This window comes from Streptomyces sp. NPDC048643, assembly GCF_040650615.1.
Taxonomy (GTDB): domain Bacteria; phylum Actinomycetota; class Actinomycetes; order Streptomycetales; family Streptomycetaceae; genus Streptomyces.
Genome location: NZ_JBEZHO010000002.1, coordinates 18,406 through 43,663 on the forward strand (window position 1 = coordinate 18,406; position 25,258 = coordinate 43,663).

The window sequence follows — 25,258 nt, forward strand, 5'->3', positions numbered from 1 at the left end:
GCGGGTTAAAACCCCGAGGTGGATCATGTGCGCGACGTGACAAGGATCTCGCCGTTCTCCGGCACCAGGACTGGCCACCCGTCCGTTCTTCGGGCACGATCTGCGCAATGCCGTAAACCTACGGCTGCGTAACTTTCCCGCCGGGAGCCCCCTTCCCAGGCAGAGAGAAGGGTCCACCCCGTCCATGGCAGAGCTTGTCTACCGTCCCGTCGTCGCCTTCGCCCAGACGCTGTTCAAGGCCTGGGACCTCAAGATCGACTGCCAGGGATCGGAGAACATTCCGCGCTCGGGCGGCGCTGTGCTGGTCAGCAACCACATCAGCTACCTGGACTTCATCTTCGACGGCCTCGCCGTCCTGCCGCAGAAGCGCCTGGTGCGCTTCATGGCGAAGGAGTCGGTGTTCCGGCACAGGATCTCCGGGCCGCTGATGCGGGGCATGAAGCACATCCCCGTGGACCGCGAGAAGGGCGAGACGGCCTATCAGCACGCGCTGGAGTCGCTGCGTTCGGGTGAGATCATCGGCGTCTTCCCCGAGGCGACCATCTCGCAGTCCTTCACTCTGAAGAGCTTCAAGTCGGGTGCCGCGCGCATGGCCCAGGAGGCCGGCGTTCCGCTCATCCCCATGGCGCTGTGGGGCACGCAGCGACTGTGGACCAAGGGGCACCCGCGCAACTTCAAGCGCAGCCACACCCCGATCACCATCCGGGTCGGCGAGCCGATGGAGGCCCCGCAGGACCAGTACGCGGGCGCCATCACCCGGCGACTGCGCGAGCGGGTCCAGGAGTTGCTCGAAGCGGCGCAGCGCGCCTATCCCGTACGCCCCAAGGGGCCGGACGACACCTGGTGGATGCCCGCTCATCTCGGCGGGACCGCGCCGACCCCCGAAGAGGTGCGCGCGGCCGAGGCCCGCTGAGCGGTTCTCCCGCGCGGTGCTCCCGCCGCGCGCCGAGGCGTCACTCCGGGGCGTGGACGGTGATCCGCGCCCCGGGGCTGAACTTCGCCAAGAGCTCGGCGAGTTCCGCGCCCGCGCTCTCGACGTCCGCGACGGGCATCGGAGCGAGGCTCTCCAGCAGGAAGACAGCCGAGGTCGACCGTTCGGTGAGCCGGGTGCGCGGTCCCTGGCGCCAGTTCCAGCGGCGGCAGGTGACGCCGGTGTCGTCGCGCCACACCACTTCGCCCGCGTCGGGGTGTTCGACGGTCTCCTCGCCGCCCGCCACGGTCACGAAGTCCTCGTCGCCGGTGGCGCGCACGAGGCGCATCGCACCCCGGATGTGGTCGGTGTCCTCGCCGCCGACCGGGATCAGGTGGGCCACGCTGATCGCGTTGTAGACGTCCACGAGGACGTTGATCCGCGGCAGGCCGGCGTCCGAGAGGGCGCGCTTGGCCAACGCCTCGGCGGAGTTGCGGGTGCGTGAGGGCTTGGAGCCGAACGCCGTGTACGTCTCCCGCCAGGCCGCCATGTGCGGGTCCTCCTGCGCAGGCCGTCCCCCCAGACGCTCGGCCAGCCTCCGGGCGGCGTCGTCGAGAAGAGCCGAAGTGCCGTCCGTGCTCGGCCCGTTCACCAGTCCGTCCGCCTCCACGGCGAGGTGGGTGAAGCCGGGCGCGAGCGCGCGCACCTCGTCGGACACGGTGAGCGTGAGAGTCATCGTCTGCCTTGCCTCAGAGTGCGGTGGGAAGCGTCCGCCACAGGGACGGCCGGTCCGGGGCTGCCTTCAGGACGCCGAGCACGGCCGGGTGAGGTTCAGCGTACAACACCGGGTAGTCCAGCTCATTGGACTCGGGATCGGGCGTGAAGGCCAGCCGTTCACCGTCGAGGGAGAACCGGGCGTCCACGCCCGGCTTGTTGCCGCGGGGGTCCTGACGGTGCCAGGCGCCGTGGAAGCGGACGGCGACCAGTCCGTGCACCTCGCCGAGCCGCTGATAGCAGAAGGCGGTCGGGATGTCCTCGGCGCGCAGCAGGGCGGCCAGCGCGTGGGCCTTGGCGTAGCAGATGCCGGTGCGCCGCTCCAGGACGTCGGAGGCGCGCCAGGTGACCCGCGGATCGCCGGAGTCCTGCGAGTGCGGGATGGTGTCGCGCACGAACTCGAACGCCGAACGCGCATAGGCATACGAGTCGTCCGCCCCGACGGCGAGCCGTGCCGCTGTCTCGCGGACGAGCGGATGGTGATGGTCGACGACCTCGTCAGCGGCCAGATAGGCGGACAGGTCGCTGGTTTCCTGGATCAGCTCCATACCCGCAGAGCATAGGAAAGCGATCACCCGCGAGTCAATGTATTTCCGGGTGACCGCATACCTATGCAATCTGAGGGAGGGGCGGACAGCCCGTCTAGCGCTGGGCCATCTCCTCTTTGAGCGCGGCGACGAAGCCGTCGACGTCGTCCTCGGTGGTGTCGAAGGCGCACATCCAGCGGACGTCGCCGGCGGCCTCGTCCCAGAAGTAGAAGCGGAAGCGCTTCTGGAGACGCTCGGTCACGTCGTGCGGCAGGCGGGCGAAGACCGCGTTGGCCTGCACCGGGTGGAGGATCTCCACCCCGTGCACCGCGCGGACGCCCTCGGCGAGTCGCTGGGCCATCTCGTTGGCGTGCCGGGCGTTGCGCAGCCACAGGTCCTTGGCGAGCAGCGCCTCCAACTGCACGGAGACGAACCGCATCTTGGAGGCGAGCTGCATCGACAGCTTGCGCAGGTGCTTCATGTGGCGGACGGAGTCGTGGTTGATGACGACGACCGCCTCACCGAACAGCGCGCCGTTCTTGGTGCCGCCGAGCGAGAGGATGTCGACGCCGACCGCGTTGGTGAACGTCCGCATGGGGACGTCCAGGGAGGCCGCCGCGTTGGATATCCGGGACCCGTCCAGGTGCACCCGCATGCCGTGCGTGTGGGCGTGGTCGCAGATCGCCCGGATCTCCTCGGGCGTGTACAGCGTGCCCAGTTCGGTGCTCTGGGTGATCGAGACGACCTGCGGCATCGCACGGTGCTCGTCGTCCCAGCCGTACGCCTGCCGGTCGATCAGTTCGGGCGTGAGCTTGCCGTCGGGCGTGGGCACCGTGAGCAGCTTGAGGCCGCCCATGCGCTCGGGGGCGCCGCCCTCGTCGACGTTGATGTGCGCGCTCTCCGCGCAGATCACCGCACCCCAGCGGTCGGTGACCGCCTGGAGGGCGACGACGTTCGCACCGGTGCCGTTGAAGACCGGGAAGGCCTCCGCGCCGGCACCGAAGTGGCTGCGGATGATGCCCTGGAAGTGCTCCGTGTAGTCGTCCTCGCCGTAGGCGACCTGGTGCCCGCCGTTGGCCACGGCGAGCGCGGCGAGCACCTCGGGGTGGGCCCCCGCGTAGTTGTCACTGGCGAAACCGCGGACGGCCGGGTCGTGATGACGCCGGGCGTCGGTCTTCGGAGGGTTCACGGCTTCTCGGTCAGCCACAGACGGTTTCCGTTCACTTCGGCGGCGGGCCGGTTCCAGACGTCGACGATGGACTCGGCCAGGTCCTTGACGTCCGTGAAGCCCGCGAACTTCGCGTTCGGTCGCTCGGCGCGCATCGCGTCGTGCACCAACGCCTTCACCACCAGGATGGCAGCAGCGGACGTCGCGCCCTCGCCGCCCTCGGCGATTCCGGCCTTGCGGAAGTAGTCCGCCATGGCGAGCGTCCACGCCTCGGCGGCGGCCTTGGCGGCGGAGTAGGCGGCGTTCCCCGCGGTGGGGTTGCTCGCGCCGGCGGCGCTGATCAGGACGTACCGGCCGCGCTCGCTGCTCTGCAGCGCCTCGTGGAAGGCGAGGGTGGTGTGCTGCACGGTGCGGATGAGCAGCAGTTCGAGCAGGTCCCAGTCGTCGAGGACCGTCTTGGTGAAGGTCTCGCTGCCCCGCCAGCCGCCGACGAGGTGGACGAGGCCGTCCACCCGACCGAAGTCCTTCTGGATGCGCGTCGCCCAGTCACGGGTCGACTGGAGTTCCAGCAGATCCACCGTGTCCCCGACGACGGTTGAGCCGCCGTGGGCGTAGCTGGCCGCGTCGACGGCCTCGGCCAGCCGCTCCGCGTCGTTGTCCGCGCCGATGACGGTCGCGCCGGCCTCGGCGAGCCGGAGCAGTGCCGCCCGGCCGGCGGGTCCACCCGCTCCGGCCACCGCGATCACCGCACCGCTGAGAGCCCCGTTCCCCATGGTCTTCGCCTCCTGAGCAATGATCTCGGTACCGCGGTCGGTCACGCGGCGATCCGCTCGGAGTCCGCCGCCGTGATGCCCTTGGTGGAGGCGATCACGTTCTTCAGCTTCTTGGCGAGCGCCTCATAGAACATGCTCAGGGGAAACTCGTCCGGAAGCACGTCGTCCACCAGCTTGCGCGGCGGCTGGGACAGGTCGAGGGCGTCCGGACCCTTGGCCCAGCGCGAGCCGGGGTGGGGTGCGAGGTAGGTGGAGACCAGCTCGTAGGCCTTGAACCAGTGGACGAGCTTCGGGCGGTCGATGCCGGCCCGGTAGAGGTCCTCGATCTCGCCGCACAGCTGGTTGGTGACCTGCGGGGCGCGCTGCCAGTCGATGTGCAGCTTGTTGTCGGTCCAGCGGACGACGTCGTGCTTGTGCAGGTAGGCGAAGAGGAGCTGGCCGCCGAGCCCGTCGTAGTTGCGGACGCGGTCGCCGGTGACCGGGAAGCGGAACATCCGGTCGAAGAGCACGGCGTACTGCACGTCACGGCCGTGCTGGTTGCCCTCGGCCTCCAGCTTCACGGCCTCCTTGAAGGCGGTGAGGTCGCAGCGCAGCTCCTCCAGTCCGTACATCCAGAACGGCTGGCGCTGCTTGATCATGAAGGGGTCGAAGGGCAGGTCGCCGTGGCTGTGGGTGCGGTCGTGGACCATGTCCCACAGGACGAAGGCCTGCTCGCAGCGCTGCTGGTCGTCCACCATGGCGGCGATGTCCTCGGGCAGTTCGAGGCTCAGGAGGTCCACGGCGGCGTCGGTGACGGCGCGGAAGCGGGCGGCCTCGCGGTCGCAGAAGATGCCGCCCCAGGAGAAGCGCTCGGGCGCCTCACGGACCGCGATGGTCTCCGGGAAGAGCACGGCCGAGTTCGTGTCGTACCCCGCGGTGAAGTCCTCGAAGGTGATGCCGCAGAACAGCGGGTTGTCGTAGCGCGTGCGCTCCAGCTCGGCCAGCCAGTCCGGCCACACCATGCGCAGGACGACCGCCTCGAAGTTGCGGTCCGGGTTGCCGTTCTGCGTGTACATCGGGAAGACGACGAGGTGCTGGAGACCGTCCTCGCGGGCCGCGGCGGGCTGGAAGGCCAGCAGCGAGTCCAGGAAGTCGGGCACGTGGAACCCGGCGTCGGCCCAGCGGCGCAGGTCCTTCATGAGCGCCTCGTGGTACGCCACGTCGTGCGGCAGCAGCGGGGAGAGCCGCTCGATCGCGTCTATAGCGCGTCGGACGGCCAGGTCGACGTCGGAGGCGTCGGGCGCGTCGTCCGCGTCGAAGTCGATGGAACCGTCCTTGGACTGCCAGGGCCGGATCTCCTCGACGGCATCCTTGAGCACGGGCCACGCCGGGTGCTCCACCACCCTCGCTACGGGAGGAACTCGATCCTCCACACCCACCTGCACAAGCATTTCCGTCATGTCCCACCCTCCACAGGAGAACCTCGCGTATGGACACCGTATGTTTGCGAGGTTCCTTCCCGCAAGAGGGAATCCGACAGATTATCCTGCGCACCCCTACCTTCACCGCTCTTTTTCCTGTCCGACACGACAAAGACGGCCGCATGTGCTCCAGCTTTCCGGCCGGCGGAACGGACCCGGCCACGGTCCTCGGAGGGAGCCGGGCGGCCAAGGCGCGGGGAGCCGAACTCCTCGGCGCGGCGCGGGAGTCGAGGGACGCGGGCGGATCTTCCGGGGGCGCGCGGGGCGGGCCCCGACAGGACGCGACCGGCGCCCCGGTGAGCCGTCCGCGGATCTGGGCAGTGTCTCCCCCGTCCGACACCCTCATTGCCCGGCGTAGGAACGGGTACATCGCACAGTCAGGCCATTAGGCTGCGGCCTTGCCGCGTGGGCGTCCCCGTCGGAACCACGCGCGAGCCGAGCCGCCGTCGACGGAAGCGAGTCGCATCTTGAACTTCCTCACCATCGGTCACCGCGGAGTGATGGGTGTCGAACCCGAGAACACTCTCCGTTCCTTCACCGCCGCGCAGGAAGCGGGCCTCGACCTGATCGAACTCGATCTGCACCTGAGCAAGGACGGCGCCCTCGTCGTCATGCACGACGCCGACGTGGACCGTACGACCGACGGCTCGGGGCCGATCGCCGAGAAGACCCTCGCGGAGCTGCGTGCGCTGGACGCGGGGCGCGGCGAGCGCGTCCCGGTCTTCGAGGAGGTGCTGGACGCCGTCACCTCGCCGCTGCAGGCCGAGATCAAGGATGTCGCGGCGGCTCGGGCGCTCGCCGAGGTCATCCAGCGGCGTGACCTGGTCGGCCGGGTGGAGGTGTCGTCGTTCCACGACGAGGCGGTCGCCGAGATCACCCGGCTGGTGCCGGGCGTCCGCACCGCGCTGATCGGCAGTCGCTACGGCGTCGACGTCGTGGACCGCGCCGTGGAGGTCGGCGCCGAGACCGTCTGTCTCAACATCCGCAGGCTGAGCCTGGAGGTCGTCGAGAAGGCCCGCGAGGCCGAGCTGCGGATCATCGGCTGGGTGGTCAACACCCAGGACCACCTGCGGCTGGTGCGCGCCCTGGAGCTGGACGGCGCGACCACCGACTACCCCGAGATCAAACGCACCGGCCGCTTCACCGCGTGAGGCCCGGGCTTCGGGCCGGCCGTCGGACAGGCCCTAGGCGAGGGGCTTGACCAGCAGTTCGAAGCACAGGTCGTCACGCTGTGGAACGCCGAAGCGCTCGTCGCCGTACGGGAACGGGGTCGTCCGTCCCGTACGGCGGTAGCCGCGCCGCTCGTACCAGGCGATGAGGTCCTCGCGCACGGAGATCACCGTCATGTGCATCTCGGTGACGCCCCAGGTCTCGCGGGCCGTGCGCTCCGCCTCGGCGATGATCACCTTGCCGAGTCCGCCGCCCTGGAGCGCCGGGCTGACCGCGAACATGCCGAAGTAGGCGTGGTCACCGCGGTGCTCCAGCTGGCAGCACGCGACGACCGTGCCGTCCCGCTCGACCTTCAGAAACCTGCTGTCGGGCGACTTGATGACGTCGAGGACACCCTCGGGATCGGTTCGCTGCCCCTCCAGGATGTCGGCCTCCGTGGTCCAGCCGGCCCGGCTGGCGTCACCCCGGTACGCCGATTCGATCAGCGCGACCAGGACGTCCACGTCGCTCTCCGTGGCGTCGCTGAAGGTCAGGCTGGTGGAGGCGGTTTCCATGGAGCGGTTCTCCGTTCGGTGGTGCGGCTCGTGCACGCCCGAGCGTAACCCGCCCCTATGATCCCGCTGCATGGTGCACGTACTGAGCAGCCGTATCCTTCTGCGCCCCACCGACCCCGAACGCTCACGCGCCTTCTACGGCGAACGCCTCGGACTGGCCGTCTACCGCGAGTTCGGCACGGGGCCCGAGCGGGGGACCGTCTACTTCCTCGGCGGCGGTTTCCTGGAGGTCGCAGGACGGTCCGAGACACCGCCCTCCCCCGCCCTGAAACTGTGGCTCCAGGTCGCCGACGCGGCGGCGGCCCACCAGGAGCTGGTCGCCGCCGGCGTCGAGGTGGTGCGGCCTCCGGTGCGGGAGCCGTGGGGACTGATCGAGATGTGGATCGCGGATCCGGACGGAACGGAGATCGTGCTCGTCGAGACGCCGGCCGACCATCCGCTCCGGTACCGGCCCTGACAACGCTGGGAGGGCTGCCGCGGCGCGGGTGGTCTCAGGCGCGCGGCAGACCCAGCCGGCCTTCGAGCTGGCCGAGCAACTCCCCGAGGAGCCCGGCCAGTTCACGCTGCCGTTCGGCGTCGATGCCGGACAGGACCGTGGTCTCGTAGGCGAGCTGGTCGGGGAGGATGTCGTCGACGAGGTCACGCCCCTCGTCCGTCAGCCGGACGTGCGCGACCCGGCGGTCACGGGTGTCGCCGCGGCGCTCGACCAGTCCGCGCTCGGTCAGCGCCTTGAGCCGCTTGGTGACGGCGGCACCCGAGGAGAACGTCTCGCGGGCGATGTCGCCGGGAGTCAGCTCGTGCCCGGTGCGGCGCAGTGTGCCGAGCACGTCGAACTCGGGGCGGGTGAGCCCCGCCCGGCGCAGCGGCGCGTCCTCTGCCTGCTGGAGGAGCGCGGCACAGCGGTTGACACGCCCGATGACCTCCATGGGTCCCGTGTCGAGATCCGGCCGCACCGTCTCCCACTGGCGCACGACGGCGGCCACCGTGTCGACGGGTACCGGCGGCGGTCCCGCCCCCGGGTCGCCGTCCGCCGCGCTCCGTCCGTCCGCTCTCGTCATGCCTGTGCGCCCTCCCGGCCGTGCAGTCCCTGGCGTCGTACCGTCGCCGCGAGGGTACGGTGTCCGTCCTGCTCGGCACGCATCACGCGCTCCTCGGGCAGGGCGCGCTGCCACCACTCGCCGGCCGCGGCGTCGGCCGTGGTGCGCAGGTCCACGACGGCGGCGGCCAGGTCGCGGCGGGCCGACTCCAGGGCGCCCGGGCCCGGCCGCTCACCGGTCAGCAGTCCGTCGGCGTGTTCCCGGGCGTGCTCGACGGCCGACAGCGCGTCCTCGATCCGGTCGCCGGCCCGCCGGTTGGTGACGGCGATCGCGGCGACGAGGCCGACCAGCGCGCCGACGAGGGTGTCCACGACCCGGTCGGTCATCAGGGCGGCGGTCTGCTGCGTGCCGGCGAACTCGGTGATCAGCAGGGCCATGGGCGTCACACAGATGCTGCCCAGCCAGTAGTTCCGGCCGATCAGCGCCTCGGCACCGAAGTTCAGCGCCAGACAGCACAGGACGAGCGCCGCCCGGCCGACGTGGGCGAGCGGGACGAGCGCGGCGAAGACGAGCACGCCGACGAGGTTGCCGACGACGCGCTGCACACCCCGGTTCCAGGTCAGGGTGACGTTGGCCTGGTAGAGCGAGGCGGCGGTGACCAGCGCCCAGTAGGGGCGGCCGACACCGAGGGCGAGCGAGGCGTAGCCGGCGAGGGCACAGCCGACGGCCGTGCGCAGGGCGACGGGGGCGAGCGGGCCGAGGCGCCCGAGCAGTGACCGTTCCCCGAAGGAGAGGGCCGCCTCCACACCGAGGAGTTCGTCGGCCGCCTCCCCGAGGTCGTCCGGGCGCGGTACGGGACCGGTGCCGGACAGTTCGCGGGCCAGCGCGCGCAGCCGTTCGGAGTCGGTGTCGGCGGGAGCGGCGAGCGCTACCTCGGCGCGGACGACGAGCCGTTCGAGGGCACGGCGGGGTGCCGAGCGCGCTCCCGTCGACAACAGCGACTGCCATGCGGCGTGCACGGCGGCGGCACCTGCGGCACGGGCCCGGGGGTCGTCCGGGGTCTCGGCGTACGCCGCCGCGGCGTTCAGCGCGTGCGCCGTGGCGCGTCGCTCCGGACCGTGCGGGCGGACGAGTCCCGGCGCCATACCGACGATCCAGGCCCAGGCTCCCGCGGCCGCGCCCAGCGCGAGGTGACCGGGCACCTGGCCGAGGTGCTGCGGCACGAACAGGGACGCCGAGGAGATGAATGCGAGGACCACGTGCCCGGGCGGGCCGACGCGGGTCGCGTCGCACAGCGTCTTCTGCGCGGCGGCGAGCAGAGCGCCGACGGTCACCAGCACGACGGCGTTCGCGGTGAGGGAGGCCGTGAGGAGCGCGACGCCCAGTCCGCCGAGCATCCCCAGCACCACCCGGGCGAGCACGCGGGCACGGGCCGCGTACGGGCGATTGTGGGCGTAGAGCGCGCACAGCGACCCCGCCATCGTGTACATCGCGAGATCCAGGCGCCCGAGTGCCAGCAGCGTGAGGTTCGGCGGGGCGACCGCGACGACGACGCTGAGGGCGGGCTTGAACCAGATGTCGGAGGGTCTGCCGAGGCGCAGGACACCGGCGAGCGGGAGGCGGGGGAAGCGTGAGGAGGTGGGGCGGGGCGCACTGCTCATGCCATAACCTTAACAGGTGTTTTACCTGTAAATTATCTGCATCGGGCCTCCCCCGCCCGCCTCCCGGCCATCTCCCCGCTCTGCTTCCACCGGGTCCGTCGGGCGCCCTGGGCTGCAACAAGCCCATCGGGGCGGGTCCGCGCACCCCCTGCGCGCTCCCCCTCGTACACCCTTGCGCTTGCTTGCGCCCCGGCCGGCCTGGGCATGCCCTGACCGACCAACCGTCTGTCTGCCTGCCTGTCTGCCTACCTATCCGTCCGTCCGTCCGATGCTGTGGCGCGGTGTCCGCCGTCGCGCCGCCCGGCGTCGGGTGTCCATCGTCCGTCGTGTGTGGCGTCGTCGAGCGGGGAGGCTCCACGGTGTACGAACCGGCTTCGCCCGGCTGGCTGCTCGTCGCGCTGTGTGCCGCCACCGGGGCCTACTGCCTGCTGCGGATGCGCAGCCCCGTCGAGGAACAGCGGCGCACCGCGGGCACCGAGGCGCTCATGGGGTTCGGCATGGCCGCGATGGCCGTACCGGCCGCGGTCGTGGAACCGCCGCGCTGGGCCTGGCTCGCCTATGTGACGGTGTTCGGCGCCGCCGCGCTGCGGAGCCTCTGGACCGCCCGGAGCAGCCCCCACCAGTTGCACCATCTGATGGGCGCGGTCGCCATGGTCTACATGGCGGCCGTGATGACCGTCGCGCCGGCCCACCACGCACACAGCCACGGCGGCGCGGGCGTCCCCCTCCTCACCGGAGCACTTCTCCTCTACTTCACCGGCTACGTCCTCCGGTCGGGCGTCCGGCTCCTGCCGCTGGCTGCCGCCGGTGGTGGCGGGTCCGGCGCCGGTGGCCCCCGGAGCCCCTCCGGCGCCGAGGGGTGGGGCGCGCGGCGTGCCGTCCGATGGGGGGACCGGCCCGAGCTCTCGCGGGCCTGCCGTCTGTCGATGGGGATCGCGATGCTGGCCATGCTGGTCACGCTCTGAGAGGCATGGTCCTGCGTCCGGCCGACGCTGTACGAAACCGTGGCGTACGTCACTTGCCGTCGCTGACCGTATCCAGCGGCGACGCCCCGCTCATAGGCTTCGGCCCATGATGGTCCCCGCGGCACTGTTGCTGCTCGGCGCCCTGGTCGCCGTGGTCGCTCCGCGACTGCTTGCCCGGGCGGACTGGCCGGACCGAGAACCGGTGGTCGCCCTGTGGGTCTGGCAGTGCGTGGTGGCGGCGGTTCTGCTGTGCTGCGTCCTGTCGATGACCCTGTCCGCGGCCGCCGCCTGGGCCGCCGTGCGCGGCCATGTCTTCGACGGCGCACCGGCCCCTGTCGTGGACGCCTACGCGCTGAGCGCGGGCAGCCCCTGGGCCGCGACGACCGCTGTGGCCCTCGCGTGCGGTGGCGCCTGGACCGCCGCGATGCTGGCCCGGGAGATCTTCCGGGCGCGGCGGAGGCGCCGGCAGAGCCGTCGCGAACTCCTCGTGCGGGCGCCGCTGTTGCCCGGTGAGGAGCCCGGTGCGGATCGTCTCGTCGTGCTGGAGGGGGAGCGTCCCGACGCCTGGTGGCTGCCCGGTGCCGCGCCCCAACTGGTCATCACCACTGCCGCGTTGCGGCGCCTGAAGGGGCGCCAACTGGACGCCGTGCTCGCTCACGAGCAGGGGCACGCGCGGGCTCGTCACGACTGGTTGCTGCACTGTTCGGGGGCGTTGGCGAACGGGTTCCCGCAGGTGCCGGTGTTCGCGGCGTTCCGCGACGAGATGCACCGGCTGGTGGAGCTCGCCGCGGACGATGTCGCGTCACGACGCTTCGGGCGCCTGACGATCGCGCTCGCGCTCGTCGAACTCAACGAGGACCGCGGGGTGTTCGGGCCGTGCCCGACCCCGGGGGCGCACGTTCCCCAGCGCGTGGACCGCCTCCTCACGCCTCGGCACCGGCTCACGGCGACACGTCGCCTCCAGTTGACCGCGGCCGCCGCGTTGGTGCCGGTGATTCCGGTGCTGGTGGCGTTCGTTCCGGGGTTGCGGGCGCTGGGCTGAACCCTTCCTTCGCCCCCTCCGCCCCTGCCCTTCCCCGTACCTGGGACTCCGCCCCAGACCCCGCTCCTCGAACGCCGGAGGGGCTGATTTTCTCTTCTCCGGTTTTCCCTCTGGGGCGAACCGGCCCAGGGCGACCCGTAGCTCCGGTGGCGAACGTGGCTCCGCCCCGGCGGGGTGCGTCGAGGTGAGGGTGAGGGACGTCGTCGGCGAGGATCGGTGGATGCGTCTCCCGCCCGACCCCCCGACCCGCACGGCGCTGATCACGGCGGCAGCACTGACCCCGCCCACGGTGGCCCTGCTCCTCGTGGCCGGGCCCTCTCGTGGAGGCCCCTCATGACCCTGGACGAGACCATCGCCCGCACCACGCACCGGTGGGCGGTCGACTCACCGAGCGCCACGCACGCGTGCCGGATCCTGACGGACTGGGTGTGGGATCCCTGGACCATGCGGGCGTTGTGCGCGGTGGCCGTGGTCTGGCTGGTCCGGCGCCACGCGGCCTGGGGGCTCGCGCTGTGGCTGGTGGCCACGTGCGTGGTCGGCACGCTGCTGCAGCAGGGGCTGAAGTGGGCGGTCGGACGCGAGCGGCCCGTCTGGCCCGACCCGGTCGACTCCGCCCGCTACGCCGCCTTCCCCTCCGGCCACGCCCTCACGGCCACCGTCGTCTGCGGCCTGCTGCTGTGGCTGCTCCACCGCTACCACGCCGGAAGCGCCGTGCGGCGTACGGCGCTGGCCCTGGCCGTCGTCAGTGTCGTGGGAGTCGGTCTGACCCGCGTATGGCTAGGAGTGCACTGGCCGTCCGACGTGGTGGGCGGGTGGCTCATCGGGGCCCTCGTCGTGGCCCTCGCCGGGGGCGCGTACGGGCGGTGGGGCGACCCGGGGCCTCTTGACCGGAGGAGACGACTCCCCGAAGGATTCCCCCCATGACCGTCAAGGGCGTGCTGTTCGACTTCTCCGGGACCCTCTTCCGTATCGAGTCCGCCGGCTCCTGGCTGCGCGCGGCCCTCGCCGAGACAGGGCACGAGTGGTCCGAGGAGGAACTGGCGCGCACCGCACGGGAACTGGAGTCGGCGGGAGCGCTCCCCGGTGGCGCCAAGCCGTCCGTGCCGGTGCCGGCGCATCTCGACGCCGTGTGGGCCGCCCGCGACCGGAGTGCCGCCGAGCACAGGGCGGCGTTCACCGGTCTCTCCCAACTGGTGTCCCTGCCCGGGCCCGGTCTCCACGACGCTCTGTATGAGCGTCACATGGCGCCGGCCGCCTGGACCCCCTACGCCGACGCGGCCGACGTGCTGGGCGCGCTGCGGGAGCGAGGTGTCGCGGTCGGCGTGGTCAGCAACATCGGCTGGGACCTGCGCCCCGTGTTCCGGGAGCACGGCCTCGACCGTTACGTGTCGGCCTACGTGCTGTCCTACGAGCACGGCGTCCAGAAGCCGGATGCCCGGCTCTTCGCGATCGCCTGCTCCGCGCTCGGCGTCGCGCCCGAGGACACCCTGATGGTCGGCGACGACCGGCGGGCGGACGGTGGTGCGGCGGCCCTGGGCTGCGCGGTGCACTTCGTCGACCCTCTGCCCGTCGCGGACCGCCCGGACGGGCTCCGCGCGGTGCTCGGCCTCGCGGACTGACGGACCGCCCGGAAGCCGGCCTCAGCCCAGATAGCCCTCGACCTGCGACGACGGCCTCGACTGTGCCTCGTCCGGGTTCTCGCCGAACTCGGACTTGGCGCGCCTCTGGCGCAGCAGGTCCCAGCACTGGTCGAGCTCGCGCTCCAGCTCCGAGAGGCGCGCGTGCTCCGTGGAGCTGTCGATCTCGCCCGCCGCCACGGCGTCGCGCAGCCGTCGCTCGTCGTCCACCATCGCCGTGATCCTGCTCAGGATCTGCTCTTGATCCATGTCCGTACGCCTCCTCAGGGCTCCAGGCCACTCTATGGAGGACGCGCGGGCTCGGCGAGCGATAGAAGTGGCCTCGGGCGACCTTCCCGAGTGCCAGGCGTCCCATCTGGGGCGATCGGCCGCGCAATGGATCACTCTCGGGCTTGATCGGCCAGCGATGGTCAAGCTTGGACCAAGACGGGTCAAATGACCCTAAATGCGGGAGACGTGGCTAGGTTGGCGCCTCCACCGCACTCTCATGAGGTCTCTTTGAAGACAGCACTCTGGATCCTCCTCGCCGGGCTGCTCACGTACGTCACCGGCGCCGCTCTGTACAACACCGCTCTCAGCCGTGACAGGGAATCCCTCGTCGGCAACGTGCTGCTGAGTCTGTCCATGGGCTGGTACACGGTCGGCAGTTGGCGGCGCGTCCTGCGCGGCGGCGGGTCCGCGGAGGAGGAGCCGATTTCGACCCCGGCGCAGACCGCCCCCGCGATGCAGGAAGTCGGTTCATGAGGGCACCGAAGGCGCGGCGCAGGTCGCTGCCGCGTCCGACCTGAGGCGATCCCCCGCGTCGCCCCAGGTCGGCGGCAGCCCGGAAGCGGCCCGCGGAGGGCCTCGGTCCGGACGCGTTGAGTATAGTTGGCTGGCAGCCAGTCAACGCAGGAGTTACAGCATGTCCCCGCGAAGCGCCTCGGTCAATGAAGAGTTGCGTCGGCGTTCCCGGGAGCGGCTGCTCCAGGCCGCCGTGGAGCTGGTCAGCGAGCGCGGCTACGACGCGACGACGCTCGGGGACATCGCCGACCGGGCGGGATCGGCCCGCGGACTGGTGTCGTACTACTTCCCCGGCAAGCGACAGCTCCTCCAGTCAGCCGTGCACCGACTGATGCACCGCACGCTGGAGGAGGCACTCGAACGCGAGCCGCGCACCGAGGACGGCCGGGAGCGGATGGCTCGGGCCATCGACGCGATCCTCGGTCTCACCCGGGACCAGCCGGTGCTCATGCGCCAGCACATGGCCGGACTGCTCCAGGCCGAGGGGTTCGTCCAGTGCCCGGAGCAGCGCCGGCTCTCCGAACTGCTCGGGGAGACCGTCGCCGCGTACGGCTCGACGCAGGTCACGGCGGACTACCCGATGCTGCGGGCGTTGCTCATGGGCGCGGTCTACGCGGCGCTGGTGCCGGGCGTGCCGATGAAGGTTCCGGTGCTGCGGGCGGAGCTGTTCAAGCGGTACCGGCTGGAATGGGAGTTGGGGGTTCCGCCCGACGCCGAGGCATCGGGCGGAACCCCCGGGACTGATCTGTCACGCTTCTTCGAGACCGGCCCGGAGCCGGAGGACGATCAGTCGAAGTAGTCCGGCTGCGTCTGGACGTTGAGCTCGCGCAGGTGGACCCGCTTGGCCGGGTCCGTCCGCCGGTCGCTGAGCTTCAGCACGTCGAAGCCCTTGGCGATGTCGTTCGAGTAGATGTAGCCGTTGTAGTAGTACGCGGACCAGGAGCCGCCGACCTGCAGGGTGTCGGTGGACAGCGGGCCGCGCTCGAAGTAGGCGATCTCCTTCGGCTTCGCCGAGTTCGTGAAGTCCCAGACGGAGACGCCGCCCTGGTACCACGCCTGGACCATGAGGTCCTTGCCCTTGACCGGGATCAGCGAGCCGTTGTGGGCCACGCAGTTCTCGGTGTCGGCCTGGTGGCGGGGAATCTTGTAGTAGCTCCGGAAGACGAGCTTGCGGTGGTCTCCCCTGCCGACGATGTCGTAGATGCCGTCGGCGCCGCGGTCGGGGCCGGTCGCCTCGTTGCAGGTGGCCGCTCCGCCGCCGCCCAACTCGTCGGTGAACACGACCTTGTCGGCCTTCTGGTTGAAGGTCGCCGAGTGCCAGAACGCGAAGTTCACGTTGTCCTGGACCCGGTCGATGACCTCCGGGTGCTCCGGGTCCTCGATGGAGAACAGGATGCCGTCGCCCATGCAGGCGCCCGCGGCCAGGTCCTTCGACGGCAGGACCGTGATGTCGTGGCAGCCGGTCGTCTTGGAGACACCGGGATTGGTGGGCGAGCCCGGGTTGCCGCCACCGTCGGGCCCCTCGCCCGGGAAGAGCACGGGGAAGTTCACCACGGCCGCCTTCTCGGGGGCGTTGCGGGGGACCTTGATGACCGAGATGCCGTCGTGCGGCGGTCGGCAGTCGGGGAAGGTGGCGCTCGGCGAGTACGAGGAGACGTAGACGTAGACGTTCTTGCGCTCGGGCACCAGCGAGTGGGTGTGCGAGCCGCAGGCGGTCTCGACGGCGGCGACGTACCGGGGGTTCGCCTTGTCGCTGATGTCGAAGATCTTCATGCCCTCCCACGACGACTTCTCGGTCGCGGGCTGCGTCGTGCTCGCGCACGAGTTGTCGCTGCGCGAGGAGTCGGTGGACAGGAAGAGCAGGTCGCCGGAGACGGACACGTCGTTCTGCGAGCCGGGGCAGAGGACCTGCGCGACGGTCTTCGGCGCCTTCGGGTTGCTGATGTCGAAGACGCGGAACCCGTCGTAGTTGCCGGCGAAGGCGTACTTGCCCTGGAAGGCCAGGTCCGAGTTGAGGCCGGTGAAGGCCTCCTTGGGGACGTTGGCCAGATGTTCGATGTTGTCGGAGTGGACGACCTCGTCGGTGCCGGGTATCTCTCCGCTCGCGATCGCCGCTCGCGCCTCGGCGGCTTCGCTGCCGGAAACCTGCTCCCGTGTGGTGGGGGTGTCCCCGGGGTCGGGGGTGGCGGACGCCGGGACTGCTGTGAACAACGCGGCCAGGAGTCCGGCCGCGGCCACGGCGACTCCCAGTTTTCTGCGCCGCGTTCGGGGGTGGTTCAACAGGGTCACTGTGTTCTCCCTTGTAGCCGTTCGCAGTCGAACGGTTCACGGACCCCTGAAGTATCGTCCTCACCATGTACAGATCAACAGATGGCAACGTACTCGTAATGAACGTTTTTGATCAGTCACGTTCGGAAGCGTGTTAGGACGGTCATCAACACCCTTGAGATGTCCGCCGATTCGTGCGCCACAGGAGGCCGCCGTGCTCGCTGGTCATGCGTCCCGTACGTCCCTGGTCGTGGCTGCGCTGGCCGTCGCCGCGCTCGCGCTGGCGGGCTGCGACTCCGACACCGACACCGGGTCCGCCGCGACGGGCGGGCCTTCGGTGATCGCGCCCGGCAAGCCGGGTGAGGCGGCGGAGACCCTGTCCGCGAAGGAGGCGGACGAACGGCGCTCCGACGACGACACCCCCAACACCGCCGACCTCGCCTACGCGCGGATGATGATCGCCCACCACACCCAGGCCCTGCGGATGGCCGAACTCGCCCCGGACCGTGCCGAGTCGGGCGCCGTCCGTCGGATCGCCGCACGGATCGCCGCCGCGCAGGGCCCGGAGATCGCCACCATGAAGAGCTGGCTGGAGGCGCACGACGGCGACGGCGCTTCCGCGGGCCACGATCACGCGGACATGCCCGGCATGGCGACGAAGGCCCAGCTGAAGGAGTTGCGCGCGGCCGACGGCAGCGCGTTCGACCGGCTCTTCCTCCGGCTGATGATCACCCATCACGACGGCGCGATCACCATGGCCACGGACGTCAAGGCGCAGGGCAACAACATCCAGATCGAGGAGATGGCCGACGACGTGATCGCGCAGCAGACGAGCGAGATCAGCCGGATGCGCGCGATGTCCTGACGGCCACGGCCCGGCGCTCCGCCGACATCAGCGACGGACGTGACGCGGCGTCAGCAACCCCGCGTCCCGCGCCCCGGCGATCAGCCGCAGGGACCTGCGGCGGCTGTGCCCGGTGGCGTCCATCACCGCGAGCACGGGGTCCACGCCCTCCTCCTGGGCGGCGCGGTACTCGTCGGCGATCAGCTGGCGGCCCTCGGCGCCACGCGGCCAGGCCGGCCGGGCCCTGCGCGCCTGACCCTCCTGGTCCGGGTCGCCGTCCGCGCCGAGCCTGCTTCCGCACGCCTCGAACAGCGGTTCCTCGATCCAGTCGGCGACCGTCGCGAGGTCGTCGAGCGAGAGGGGCGGCTCGGCCCGTACATCCTCGACCGACAGGCCCGCCTCCGCCAGCACGGCCAGCAGGTCGACGCGGGCGCCGTCGGCGAACGCCAGCCGGACATGGAACCAGGAGGTCGCGGTCTCGCCCTCCCGGACCTCCCAGGCGGGCCACACCGACACCGCGCCGTCCGCGCGGCACCGGTCGGACAGATTAAGGAACGATGCTTCTAGCACATACGGAACGTAACCGCATCATCACATTCCATACGAACGGACACGCGCGCCGCTGCCTCGCGCAGCACCCTGTCAGCGGAGCACCGGGGGTGCGATCCTGGAGGGACCAGCGCTCTCACGTCCGCGATCTTCCTGATCCCTCGGGTGAGGAGTTCCGCCGTGCTGCATGTCGCCGTCGTCGGCTCGGGACCCAGCGGGGTCTACAGCGCGCAAGGCCTTGTCCAGAGCGGTCCGCCCGACATCCGGGTCGATGTCCTGGACCGGCTGCCCTGCCCGTACGGCCTGGTGCGCTACGGAGTGGCGCCCGACCACGAGAAGATCAAGTCGTTGCAGAACAACCTGCGGGCCGTCCTGGAGGACGAGCGGGTGAGGTTCCTCGGCGGTGTCCAGATCGGCCCGGGCGGCATCCCCGTGTCACGGCTGCGGGAGCTGTACCACGCGGTCGTGTACTGCGTCGGCGCCGCCACCGACCGGCATCTCGGCGTGCCCGGCGAGGATCTTCCGGGCAGCTGGTCGGCCACCGAGTTCGTGTCCTGGTACAGCGCGCACCCCGACGCGGCGGTGGAGGAGTTCGTGCGGGACGCGCGCTCGGCCGTGGTCATCGGCGTCGGGAACGTCGCCGTGGACGTGACCCGGATCCTGGCGCGCGGCGCACTCGAACTCAGCCCCACGGACATCCCGGAGGCGGCGCTCGCCGCGCTGGCGGCCAGCGAGGTCACGGACATCAGCATGGTCGGGCGACGCGGACCGTCGCAGGCCCGCTTCACCACCAAGGAGCTGCGCGAGCTGGGCACCCTAACGGATGCCGAAGTGGTCGTGGATCCCGTGGAGTTGGCACTCGATCCGGCCTACCTCGACCCGTCCGGGCTGCCCGCGGCGCAGCGGCGCAACGTGGAGGTGCTGCGGGGCTGGGCGGCCGCGACGCCGCTCGGGCGGCCCCGTCGGATCCGCCCGCGGTTCTTCCTGCGCCCCGTCGAACTCCTCGCGGACGGCGGGCGTGTGGGGGCGGTGCGCTTCGAACGGACGGTTCCGGACGGGGCGGGCGGGGTCACCGGTACGGGCCGGTACGAGGAGATCGAGGCGCAGTTGGTGCTGCGTTCGGTGGGCTACCGGGGCATGCCGCTCGACGGACTGCCCTTCGACCCCCTCCTCGGCACGGTGCCGAACCTCGCCGGGAGGGTCCTGCGGGACGGCGCGGTCGTTCCCGGTGAGTACGTGGCGGGGTGGATCAAGCGCGGCCCGACCGGCGTGATCGGAACCAACCGGCCCTGCGCCAAGGAGACGGTGACCTCGCTGCTGGAGGACGCCCCCGCTCTCGTACGGCGGGAGGTCGCCGAGGGTCCCCTCGAAGGCCTGCGGGATGAGGGCGTACGGCCGGTCGAGTGGGCCGGGTGGCAGGCGATCGAGCGGGCCGAGGCGGAACTCGGTGCGCGGCTCGGCCGGGGCGTGGTCAAGCTGCCCGACTGGGACGCGCTGTGGGCGGCGGCGCGGGCCGCGAACAACTGACGGCCCGCCGCCGCTCCAGGGCTCCGCACGCCGCGCGGAGGCGGTCCCGGCCGGTTCGCGACCCATGACACACACCGGCAACAGACCCGAAATCAACAAACTGTTCAAGGCGCCTACGGTCTCGTGCTGTCCGGGCGTCGCGTGTCGTGCGGACGCCCCCTCTCCCCGCAGCTTCTGGAGTGCCCATGGCAACCACCGCTCCCGTGCATCCCGTAGACGAGGTTCCACCCGTACGCCAACTGGCCGCCTTCGGGCTCCAGCACGTGCTCGCGATGTACGCGGGCGCGGTGGCAGTGCCGCTGATCGTGGGTGGCGCGATGAAACTGTCGCCCGCCGACCTGGCGTATCTGATCACCGCGGACCTGCTCGTGTGCGGCATCGCGACGCTGATCCAGTGCGTGGGCTTCTGGCGCTTCGGGGTGCGGCTGCCCATCATGCAGGGGTGCACCTTCGCCGCCGTCTCGCCGATGGTGCTCATCGGGACGACGGGCGGCGGACTGCCCGCGATCTACGGGTCGGTGATCGTGGCGGGCCTCGCGATCGTCCTGCTCGCCCCGGTCTTCGGACGGCTCCTGCGCTTCTTCCCGCCGCTCGTCACGGGCACGGTCATTCTGATCATCGGCGTCTCGCTGCTGCCGGTCGCGGGCAACTGGGCGGCGGGCGGCGCGGGCGCGAAGGACTTCGGGGAGCCGAAGAACCTCGCCCTCGCCGGGTTCGTCCTGGCCGTGGTCGTGGGCGTGCAGCGGTTCGCACCCGCCTTCCTGAGCCGGATCGCCGTCCTCGTCGGCATCGCCGTGGGCCTCGCGGTGGCGGTGCCGTTCGGGTTCACGGACTTCGGCGGGGTCGGGGACGCCGACTGGGTGGGCATCAGCACGCCGTTCCACTTCGGGGCGCCGTCGTTCCACGCCTCGGCGATCGTGTCGATGCTGGTCGTGGCCTTGGTGACGATGACCGAGACGACCGGTGACTTCATCGCGGTCGGCGAGATGACCGACCGGCCCATCGAGCCGCGCACCCTCGCGGACGGTCTGCGGGCCGACGGTCTGTCCACGGTCCTCGGCGGTGTCTTCAACACCTTCCCCTACACGGCGTTCGCCCAGAACGTGGGTCTCGTGGGCATGACGCGCGTGCGCAGCCGGTGGGTGGTCGCGGCGGCGGGCGGCATCCTCGTCGTGCTCGGCCTGCTGCCGAAACTGGGAGCGGTGGTCGCCGCGATACCGGCGCCCGTGCTCGGCGGCGCCGGTCTGGTGATGTTCGGAACGGTAGCCGCGAGCGGACTGCGCACGCTCGCCGCGGTGGACTTCAAGGGCAACAACAACCTGACCGTGGTGGCCGTCTCGGTCGCGATCGGCATGCTGCCGGTCGGTGTGCCCGGGATCTACGCCCAGTTCCCGGACTGGTTCCAGACGGTCATGAACAGCGGTATCAGCGCGGGCTGCCTCACGGCGATCGCCCTGAACCTGCTCTTCAACCACCTTCCCGGCAGGGAGAGTCAGCCTGCGGCCGGGGCCGAGCCGGAGGCGGCCTCAGCGCCGGCCTAGCCGATCCGACTGGCGGGCCGCCGCCTCCAGGACGCGGCCGAGGAGGCCGGGGAACAGGGCCTCCAGGTCGTCGGCGCGCAGCCCGTTCATCTTCGCTGTGCCGCGGTAGACCTGCCGGATCACGCCGCTCTCGCGGAGGACCCGGAAATGGTGCGTCGTCGTGGACTTGGTGACCGGCAGCACGAAGTGGGAACAGGAGAGCTCGCCGCCGTCGGCGGCGAGCTCTCGCACCACCTGGAGGCGCATCGGGTCGGAGAGCGCGTGCAGCACGGACTCCAGCCGGATCTCCTCGGGCGCGGGATGCGGCAGATCACGCCCGCTGGGGGCGGGGGCGGCGGTCGTCACGGCGGCTCCACATCGTCCGGGGGACCTCGGTCCGGGTCCGGGCTCCACACCCGGAGCCCTCATAGTACGAGAATCGTCGTAGTTTGACACATGCCGTACTACGAGGCCTATCGTACGAGCCGTACACCGGCCCCGCGACGAATGGAGTCCGCCGTGAGCGCGCTCTTCGAGCCCTACGTCCTGCGCGACGTCACCGTCCCCAACCGGGTCTGGATGCCGCCGATGTGCCAGTACTCGGCGGCCCCGGAAGGCCCCTCCGTGGGCGCCCCGCACGACTGGCACTTCGCCCACTACGCCGCGCGCGCCACCGGCGGAACGGGACTGATCGTCGTCGAGGCGACCGCCGTCTCGCCCGAGGGCCGGATCTCCCCGTACGACCTGGGCATCTGGAACGACACCCAGGTCGAGGCGTTCCGCCGGATCACGGGGTTCCTCGCCGCCCAGGGCACGGTCCCCGCGATCCAGCTCGGGCACGGCGGGCGCAAGGCCTCGACCGACCGGCCCTGGAAGGGTGGCGCACCGGTCGGACCGGACGCCCACGGCTGGCGGGCGCTCGCGCCGAGCCCCCTCCCCTTCGACGACGGGCATCCGGTTCCGGACGAGCTGACGGTCGAGGGGATCCGGGAGATCGTCGGGCAGTTCGCGGACGCGGCCCGGCGTGCCCTCGCCGCCGGTTTCGAGATCGTCGAGATCCACGGCGCCCACGGCTATCTCGTCAACGAGTTCCTCTCCCCGCACTCCAACCACCGCACCGACGCGTACGGCGGCTCGTACGAGAACCGGACCCGGTTCGCGCTCGAGGTCGTGGACGCCGTGCGGGAGGTCTGGCCGGACGGCAAGCCGCTCTTCTTCCGTATCTCGGCGACGGACTGGCTGGAGGACGCCGGCTGGAGCGCGGACGACACCGTTCGCCTCGCGGGCACGCTGCACGAGCACGGGGTGGATCTGCTCGACGTCTCCACGGGCGGGAACGCGCCGGGCGTCCGCATCCCTGTCGGCCCCGGCTACCAAGTGCCCTTCGCCGCCCGGGTGAAGAAGGAGACGCCGCTCGCCGTCGCGGCGGTCGGCCTCATCACCGGGGTCGAGCAGGCCGAGAAGATCGTCGCCAACGGCGAGGCCGACGCGGTGCTGCTGGGCCGTGAGCTGCTGCGCAACCCGTCCTTCGCGCGGCTCGCGGCACGCGAACTCGGCGCGGAGGTCCACGTCCCGGAGCAGTACCACCGCTCCGTGTGACGCCGCCCGGCGCGAACTCCCCCTGACGCGCGGCTTGTTGGCATCACGTCCGACACGCCGGTGTGTGACGGGCGCGACGCCGGGTACCCGCGGAACACAATGGGAACAAGGCCACGCCGGGGCGACCCTACGTGCTGTAGGTTCCCCCGGGGAAAGCGTCGTACGTCAGGGGGAGCCTGTGAGGGAACGTGACGCCGGACGCACGGGGCGTGGTCCGGCGTCCGTGCTGGCACTGCTCGTGCCGAGTCTGGGGATCGCCGCGGTGGGCGTGTACCACCTGTGCGGATTCGACCTGCACGCCCTGCACGGGCGCCCACATCTGGGCGACGGGCTGACCATGGCCGGGGTGATCACGGCCCTCGTCGCGGCGGGTGCGGCGCTGGGCGACCTCCTGTGGTGGGCCACCACACGCGGCCGCCCCCTCGGTGAGAGCGGAGACCCCTGCCCGGGCGGGCAGTTGAAGAACCCCGGGCGCAACTGACGGACGCCGGGCGGAGCGATTCACACCACTCCCTTACCCCCGCGAACCTCTCCCACGTGGCGACAACCCGCCTCTTCCCTACACCATGTAGTGTTCCGCCCTCTGCTCGCACCGGTTCGCCCGGCCGCTCCCCAAGGTGATGCTCCACGGTGTCCGTACAACAGTCAGCGCCCGTCAAGGAACAACGGAACACCGGCGCGCGCCAGGGGGTGACCCCGCCCGGCCGCACGGGCGTCGGGCTCCGGCGGCGGGCCGCCGCCTCCACCGTCTGGTACCTGAGGCTGCTCGCGCTCCTCAACGTCGTCGCGGTGGTCTCGCTGCCGTTCGGCGAGGAGGTCCACGAGCACAACGCGGGCGAGTACTTCACCCCGTACCTGGCCACCGCCGGTCTCGTCTCGGCGGCGCTGGCCCTCTTCCTCGCGCTCGTGATGCGGCGCCGCAAACGCGCCGCGTGGATCTTCAACATGCTGCTGGCCGGACCGCTCCTCGTGCTCTACGGGGTGGCCCTGAGCCAGGAGCGCTACCGGCAGCACTGGTTCAACTGGCTCTCGGTGCTGCTCACCGCGCTCTTCGTCGGGGCCCTGGTGCTGGGCCGCAGGGAGTTCCACGCCGTCGGGGACCGCTCGAACCCCCGACTCGCGCTGGCCGTCGGCGCCGGCGGGCTCCTCGTCAGCGCCGCGCTCGGCACCGCGCTCGTGAGCGCCACCAACCGTGTCGCGGGCACCCCGCTGAGCGACCGCATCGCGTACACCCTCCTGCGCGGCGTCAGCGTCGGCCCGCTCGCCGACCGCTTCGACACCGTCGCCGCCCCGCGCTGGGCGGACGTCCTGATCAACGTCCTCATGGCCGGCACCTTCCTGCTGGTGCTCTACGCCTGCTTCCGCTCACCGCGCGGGCTCGAACTCCTCGGCGAGCAGGACGAGACGCGGCTGCGGGAGCTGCTGGCGCGGCACGGGGAACGGGACTCGCTCGGCTACTTCGCACTGCGTCGCGACAAGGCGGTCATCTGGTCCCCGAGCGGCAAGGCGGCGATCGCGTACGGCGTCGTCGGCGGCGTGACCCTCGCCTCCGGTGATCCGATCGGCGACCCGGAGGCATGGCCGGGCGCGATCGAGGCGTGGCTGCGGGAGGCGCGTCGGCACGCGTGGACGCCCGCGGTGATGGGCGCGAGCGAGGAGGCCGGAACCGTGTACGCCCGGCACGGCCTGGACGCGCTGGAGCTCGGCGACGAGGCCGTCGTCGACCGCGCCGACTTCACCCTGGAGGGCCGCGCGATGCGGGGCGTCCGGCAGGCGCACAACCGGGTCCGGCGCGCCGGCCACACGGTCCGTGTCCGGCGGCACGAGGACATCCCCGACGACGAGATGGCCGCCCTGACCGACCTGGCGGACCACTGGCGCGACGGGGAGACCGAGCGCGGCTTCTCGATGGCGCTCGGCCGGCTGGGGGACGCGGCCGACGGGCGGTGCGTGATGCTGGAGTGCCGGGACGGGAACGGGGTGCCCCGGGCCGTTCTGAGCTTCGTGCCGTGGGGCGTACGGGGGCTGTCCCTCGACCTGATGCGCCGCGACCGGAACTCCGACAACGGGCTCATGGAGTTCATGGTGATCGAACTCCTGCAGCGCGCCGAGGAGATCGGCGTCGACCGGGTGTCCTTGAACTTCGCGATGTTCCGGTCCGTCTTCGAGCGCGGGACGCGGCTGGGCGCGGGGCCCGTGCTGCGTCTGTGGTGCTCGGTGCTGACGTTCCTCTCGCGCTGGTGGCAGCTCGAGTCCCTCTACCGTGCCAACGCCAAGTACCGGCCGGTCTGGGAACCGCGCTATCTGCTCTTCCGAAAGAGCGCCGATCTCCCCCGGATCGGCATCGCCGCGGCGCGCGCCGAGGGCTTCCTCGCTCCTCCCGCACTCCCCCGATTCCCCGCGCGACGCCCGGAACGCCCCGGCCGACCGTCGTAAAGCGGCCTTTATCGCGGGAGTTGGCCGGGTTGTCACGGTCGACGTGGCGGCGCC

26 protein-coding genes and 1 pseudogene are annotated in these 25,258 nt (G+C 71.2%); 15 read left to right on the forward strand and 12 right to left on the reverse strand.

Annotation, left to right across the window (positions count from 1 at the left end):
- Positions 1–184: 184 nt before the first annotated feature.
- Positions 185–913 (forward strand): lysophospholipid acyltransferase family protein, encoded by a 729-nt coding sequence (locus tag AB0C62_RS01945; protein ID WP_362969140.1) that lies wholly within the window; start codon positions 185–187, stop codon positions 911–913.
- A gap of 40 nt (positions 914–953) precedes the next feature.
- Here the strand turns inward: AB0C62_RS01945 and AB0C62_RS01950 are convergent, their stop codons facing one another.
- The 5 genes from AB0C62_RS01950 to AB0C62_RS01970 all read right to left on the reverse strand — a co-directional run bounded on the left by AB0C62_RS01950 (position 954) and on the right by AB0C62_RS01970 (position 5,591).
- Positions 954–1,646, reverse strand: coding sequence for a phenylalanine--tRNA ligase beta subunit-related protein (locus AB0C62_RS01950; RefSeq protein WP_362969141.1), 693 nt, complete (start codon positions 1,644–1,646; stop codon positions 954–956).
- Between the two features lie 13 nt (positions 1,647–1,659).
- On the reverse strand, positions 1,660–2,232 hold the full coding sequence (locus AB0C62_RS01955; protein WP_362969142.1) for a transglutaminase domain-containing protein: 573 nt from the start codon (positions 2,230–2,232) through the stop codon (positions 1,660–1,662).
- A 94-nt stretch (positions 2,233–2,326) separates the two neighbouring features.
- Positions 2,327–3,400, reverse strand: a complete 1,074-nt coding sequence (locus AB0C62_RS01960; RefSeq protein WP_362969143.1) for a low specificity L-threonine aldolase — start codon at positions 3,398–3,400, stop codon at positions 2,327–2,329.
- Positions 3,397–4,152, reverse strand: coding sequence for an SDR family NAD(P)-dependent oxidoreductase (locus AB0C62_RS01965; RefSeq protein ID WP_362969454.1), 756 nt, complete (start codon positions 4,150–4,152; stop codon positions 3,397–3,399). Before AB0C62_RS01965 ends, AB0C62_RS01960 begins: the two co-directional genes overlap by 4 nt.
- Before the next feature lie 41 nt (positions 4,153–4,193).
- Complete coding sequence (locus AB0C62_RS01970; protein ID WP_362969144.1) at positions 4,194–5,591, reverse strand: DUF6421 family protein; 1,398 nt, start codon at positions 5,589–5,591, stop codon at positions 4,194–4,196.
- Positions 5,592–6,079: 488 nt separating this feature from the next.
- Between AB0C62_RS01970 and AB0C62_RS01975 the strand changes: the two genes are divergently transcribed.
- A complete protein-coding gene (locus tag AB0C62_RS01975) occupies positions 6,080–6,763 on the forward strand; it encodes a glycerophosphodiester phosphodiesterase family protein (RefSeq protein ID WP_362969145.1) in 684 nt (227 codons plus the stop codon).
- A gap of 33 nt (positions 6,764–6,796) precedes the next feature.
- On the opposite strand, the gene AB0C62_RS01980 is transcribed toward AB0C62_RS01975, so the two are convergent.
- A complete protein-coding gene (locus tag AB0C62_RS01980; protein ID WP_362969146.1) occupies positions 6,797–7,336 on the reverse strand; it encodes a GNAT family N-acetyltransferase in 540 nt (179 codons plus the stop codon).
- A gap of 70 nt (positions 7,337–7,406) precedes the next feature.
- On the opposite strand from AB0C62_RS01980, the gene AB0C62_RS01985 reads away from it, so the two are divergent.
- Complete coding sequence (locus tag AB0C62_RS01985) at positions 7,407–7,793, forward strand: VOC family protein (RefSeq protein ID WP_362969147.1); 387 nt, start codon at positions 7,407–7,409, stop codon at positions 7,791–7,793.
- A 34-nt stretch (positions 7,794–7,827) separates the two neighbouring features.
- On the opposite strand, the gene AB0C62_RS01990 is transcribed toward AB0C62_RS01985, so the two are convergent.
- Positions 7,828–8,394, reverse strand: coding sequence for a MarR family transcriptional regulator (locus AB0C62_RS01990; protein WP_362969148.1), 567 nt, complete (start codon positions 8,392–8,394; stop codon positions 7,828–7,830).
- Complete coding sequence (locus tag AB0C62_RS01995; RefSeq protein ID WP_362969149.1) at positions 8,391–10,034, reverse strand: FUSC family protein; 1,644 nt, start codon at positions 10,032–10,034, stop codon at positions 8,391–8,393. Before AB0C62_RS01995 ends, AB0C62_RS01990 begins: the two co-directional genes overlap by 4 nt.
- 359 nt (positions 10,035–10,393) lie before the next feature.
- Here AB0C62_RS01995 and AB0C62_RS02000 point away from each other — a divergent pair, with 359 nt between their 5' ends.
- The 4 genes and pseudogenes from AB0C62_RS02000 (at position 10,394) to AB0C62_RS02015 (ending at position 13,660) form a co-directional block, all read left to right on the forward strand.
- Entirely contained in the window at positions 10,394–10,999 is a 606-nt protein-coding gene (locus AB0C62_RS02000; RefSeq protein ID WP_362969150.1) for a DUF5134 domain-containing protein, read from the forward strand.
- A gap of 106 nt (positions 11,000–11,105) precedes the next feature.
- Positions 11,106–12,041, forward strand: coding sequence for a M56 family metallopeptidase (locus AB0C62_RS02005; protein WP_362969151.1), 936 nt, complete (start codon positions 11,106–11,108; stop codon positions 12,039–12,041).
- A 220-nt stretch (positions 12,042–12,261) separates the two neighbouring features.
- Positions 12,262–12,965 (forward strand): annotated as a pseudogene (locus AB0C62_RS02010) (phosphatase PAP2 family protein).
- Positions 12,962–13,660 carry an HAD-IA family hydrolase gene (locus AB0C62_RS02015; RefSeq protein ID WP_362969152.1) on the forward strand — a complete coding sequence of 233 codons (699 nt, stop codon included), beginning with the start codon at positions 12,962–12,964 and terminating at the stop codon, positions 13,658–13,660. The pseudogene AB0C62_RS02010 and the gene AB0C62_RS02015 overlap by 4 nt, the downstream one beginning before the upstream one ends.
- A 21-nt stretch (positions 13,661–13,681) precedes the next feature.
- Here the strand turns inward: AB0C62_RS02015 and AB0C62_RS02020 are convergent, their stop codons facing one another.
- On the reverse strand, positions 13,682–13,927 hold the full coding sequence (locus tag AB0C62_RS02020; protein ID WP_081222954.1) for a DUF2630 family protein: 246 nt from the start codon (positions 13,925–13,927) through the stop codon (positions 13,682–13,684).
- 249 nt (positions 13,928–14,176) lie between these two features.
- Here AB0C62_RS02020 and AB0C62_RS02025 point away from each other — a divergent pair, with 249 nt between their 5' ends.
- Together AB0C62_RS02025 and AB0C62_RS02030 are read left to right on the forward strand one after the other, a co-directional pair.
- Positions 14,177–14,422, forward strand: coding sequence for a hypothetical protein (locus tag AB0C62_RS02025; protein WP_362969153.1), 246 nt, complete (start codon positions 14,177–14,179; stop codon positions 14,420–14,422).
- A gap of 160 nt (positions 14,423–14,582) precedes the next feature.
- Complete coding sequence (locus AB0C62_RS02030) at positions 14,583–15,260, forward strand: helix-turn-helix domain-containing protein (RefSeq protein WP_362969154.1); 678 nt, start codon at positions 14,583–14,585, stop codon at positions 15,258–15,260.
- Here the strand turns inward: AB0C62_RS02030 and AB0C62_RS02035 are convergent.
- Complete coding sequence (locus AB0C62_RS02035) at positions 15,248–16,750, reverse strand: hypothetical protein (protein ID WP_362969155.1); 1,503 nt, start codon at positions 16,748–16,750, stop codon at positions 15,248–15,250. The two genes, AB0C62_RS02030 and AB0C62_RS02035, sit on opposite strands and share 13 nt — an antisense overlap.
- A 193-nt stretch (positions 16,751–16,943) precedes the next feature.
- On the opposite strand from AB0C62_RS02035, the gene AB0C62_RS02040 reads away from it, so the two are divergent.
- On the forward strand, positions 16,944–17,594 hold the full coding sequence (locus AB0C62_RS02040) for a DUF305 domain-containing protein (RefSeq protein WP_362969156.1): 651 nt from the start codon (positions 16,944–16,946) through the stop codon (positions 17,592–17,594).
- A 27-nt stretch (positions 17,595–17,621) separates the two neighbouring features.
- Here the strand turns inward: AB0C62_RS02040 and AB0C62_RS02045 are convergent, their stop codons facing one another.
- Positions 17,622–18,089: a DUF6214 family protein gene (locus AB0C62_RS02045; RefSeq protein WP_362969455.1), complete on the reverse strand. Its 468-nt coding sequence runs from the start codon at positions 18,087–18,089 to the stop codon at positions 17,622–17,624.
- A 213-nt stretch (positions 18,090–18,302) separates the two neighbouring features.
- On the opposite strand from AB0C62_RS02045, the gene AB0C62_RS02050 reads away from it, so the two are divergent.
- Together AB0C62_RS02050 and AB0C62_RS02055 are read left to right on the forward strand one after the other, a co-directional pair.
- Positions 18,303–19,649, forward strand: a complete 1,347-nt coding sequence (locus AB0C62_RS02050; RefSeq protein WP_362969157.1) for an FAD-dependent oxidoreductase — start codon at positions 18,303–18,305, stop codon at positions 19,647–19,649.
- Positions 19,650–19,834: 185 nt separating this feature from the next.
- Positions 19,835–21,190 (forward strand): nucleobase:cation symporter-2 family protein, encoded by a 1,356-nt coding sequence (locus tag AB0C62_RS02055; protein ID WP_362969158.1) that lies wholly within the window; start codon positions 19,835–19,837, stop codon positions 21,188–21,190.
- Here the strand turns inward: AB0C62_RS02055 and AB0C62_RS02060 are convergent.
- The gene (locus AB0C62_RS02060; RefSeq protein ID WP_362969159.1) at positions 21,176–21,535 is read right to left on the reverse strand and encodes a helix-turn-helix transcriptional regulator; all 360 of its coding nucleotides are present in this window, start codon (positions 21,533–21,535) and stop codon (positions 21,176–21,178) included. The two genes, AB0C62_RS02055 and AB0C62_RS02060, sit on opposite strands and share 15 nt — an antisense overlap.
- Before the next feature lie 153 nt (positions 21,536–21,688).
- Here AB0C62_RS02060 and AB0C62_RS02065 point away from each other — a divergent pair, with 153 nt between their 5' ends.
- The 3 genes from AB0C62_RS02065 (at position 21,689) to AB0C62_RS02075 (ending at position 25,204) form a co-directional block, all read left to right on the forward strand.
- Positions 21,689–22,768 (forward strand): NADH:flavin oxidoreductase/NADH oxidase, encoded by a 1,080-nt coding sequence (locus AB0C62_RS02065; protein ID WP_362969160.1) that lies wholly within the window; start codon positions 21,689–21,691, stop codon positions 22,766–22,768.
- Between the two features lie 178 nt (positions 22,769–22,946).
- Positions 22,947–23,249 (forward strand): hypothetical protein, encoded by a 303-nt coding sequence (locus AB0C62_RS02070; protein WP_362969161.1) that lies wholly within the window; start codon positions 22,947–22,949, stop codon positions 23,247–23,249.
- Between the two features lie 209 nt (positions 23,250–23,458).
- Positions 23,459–25,204: a phosphatidylglycerol lysyltransferase domain-containing protein gene (locus AB0C62_RS02075; RefSeq protein ID WP_362969456.1), complete on the forward strand. Its 1,746-nt coding sequence runs from the start codon at positions 23,459–23,461 to the stop codon at positions 25,202–25,204.
- The last annotated feature ends 54 nt before the right edge of the window (positions 25,205–25,258 follow it).

Coding starts and splice junctions, on each gene's coding strand:
- AB0C62_RS01945 (WP_362969140.1), top strand. CDS start 185: ATGGCAGAGCTTGTCTACCGTCCCGTCGTCGCCTTCGCCCAGACGCTG.
- AB0C62_RS01950 (WP_362969141.1), bottom strand. CDS start 1,646: ATGACTCTCACGCTCACCGTGTCCGACGAGGTGCGCGCGCTCGCGCCC.
- AB0C62_RS01955 (WP_362969142.1), bottom strand. CDS start 2,232: ATGGAGCTGATCCAGGAAACCAGCGACCTGTCCGCCTATCTGGCCGCT.
- AB0C62_RS01965 (WP_362969454.1), bottom strand. CDS start 4,152: ATGGGGAACGGGGCTCTCAGCGGTGCGGTGATCGCGGTGGCCGGAGCG.
- AB0C62_RS01970 (WP_362969144.1), bottom strand. CDS start 5,591: ATGACGGAAATGCTTGTGCAGGTGGGTGTGGAGGATCGAGTTCCTCCC.
- AB0C62_RS01980 (WP_362969146.1), bottom strand. CDS start 7,336: ATGGAAACCGCCTCCACCAGCCTGACCTTCAGCGACGCCACGGAGAGC.
- AB0C62_RS01985 (WP_362969147.1), top strand. CDS start 7,407: ATGGTGCACGTACTGAGCAGCCGTATCCTTCTGCGCCCCACCGACCCC.
- AB0C62_RS01990 (WP_362969148.1), bottom strand. CDS start 8,394: ATGACGAGAGCGGACGGACGGAGCGCGGCGGACGGCGACCCGGGGGCG.
- AB0C62_RS01995 (WP_362969149.1), bottom strand. CDS start 10,034: ATGAGCAGTGCGCCCCGCCCCACCTCCTCACGCTTCCCCCGCCTCCCG.
- AB0C62_RS02005 (WP_362969151.1), top strand. CDS start 11,106: ATGATGGTCCCCGCGGCACTGTTGCTGCTCGGCGCCCTGGTCGCCGTG.
- AB0C62_RS02015 (WP_362969152.1), top strand. CDS start 12,962: ATGACCGTCAAGGGCGTGCTGTTCGACTTCTCCGGGACCCTCTTCCGT.
- AB0C62_RS02020 (WP_081222954.1), bottom strand. CDS start 13,927: ATGGATCAAGAGCAGATCCTGAGCAGGATCACGGCGATGGTGGACGAC.
- AB0C62_RS02030 (WP_362969154.1), top strand. CDS start 14,583: ATGTCCCCGCGAAGCGCCTCGGTCAATGAAGAGTTGCGTCGGCGTTCC.
- AB0C62_RS02055 (WP_362969158.1), top strand. CDS start 19,835: ATGGCAACCACCGCTCCCGTGCATCCCGTAGACGAGGTTCCACCCGTA.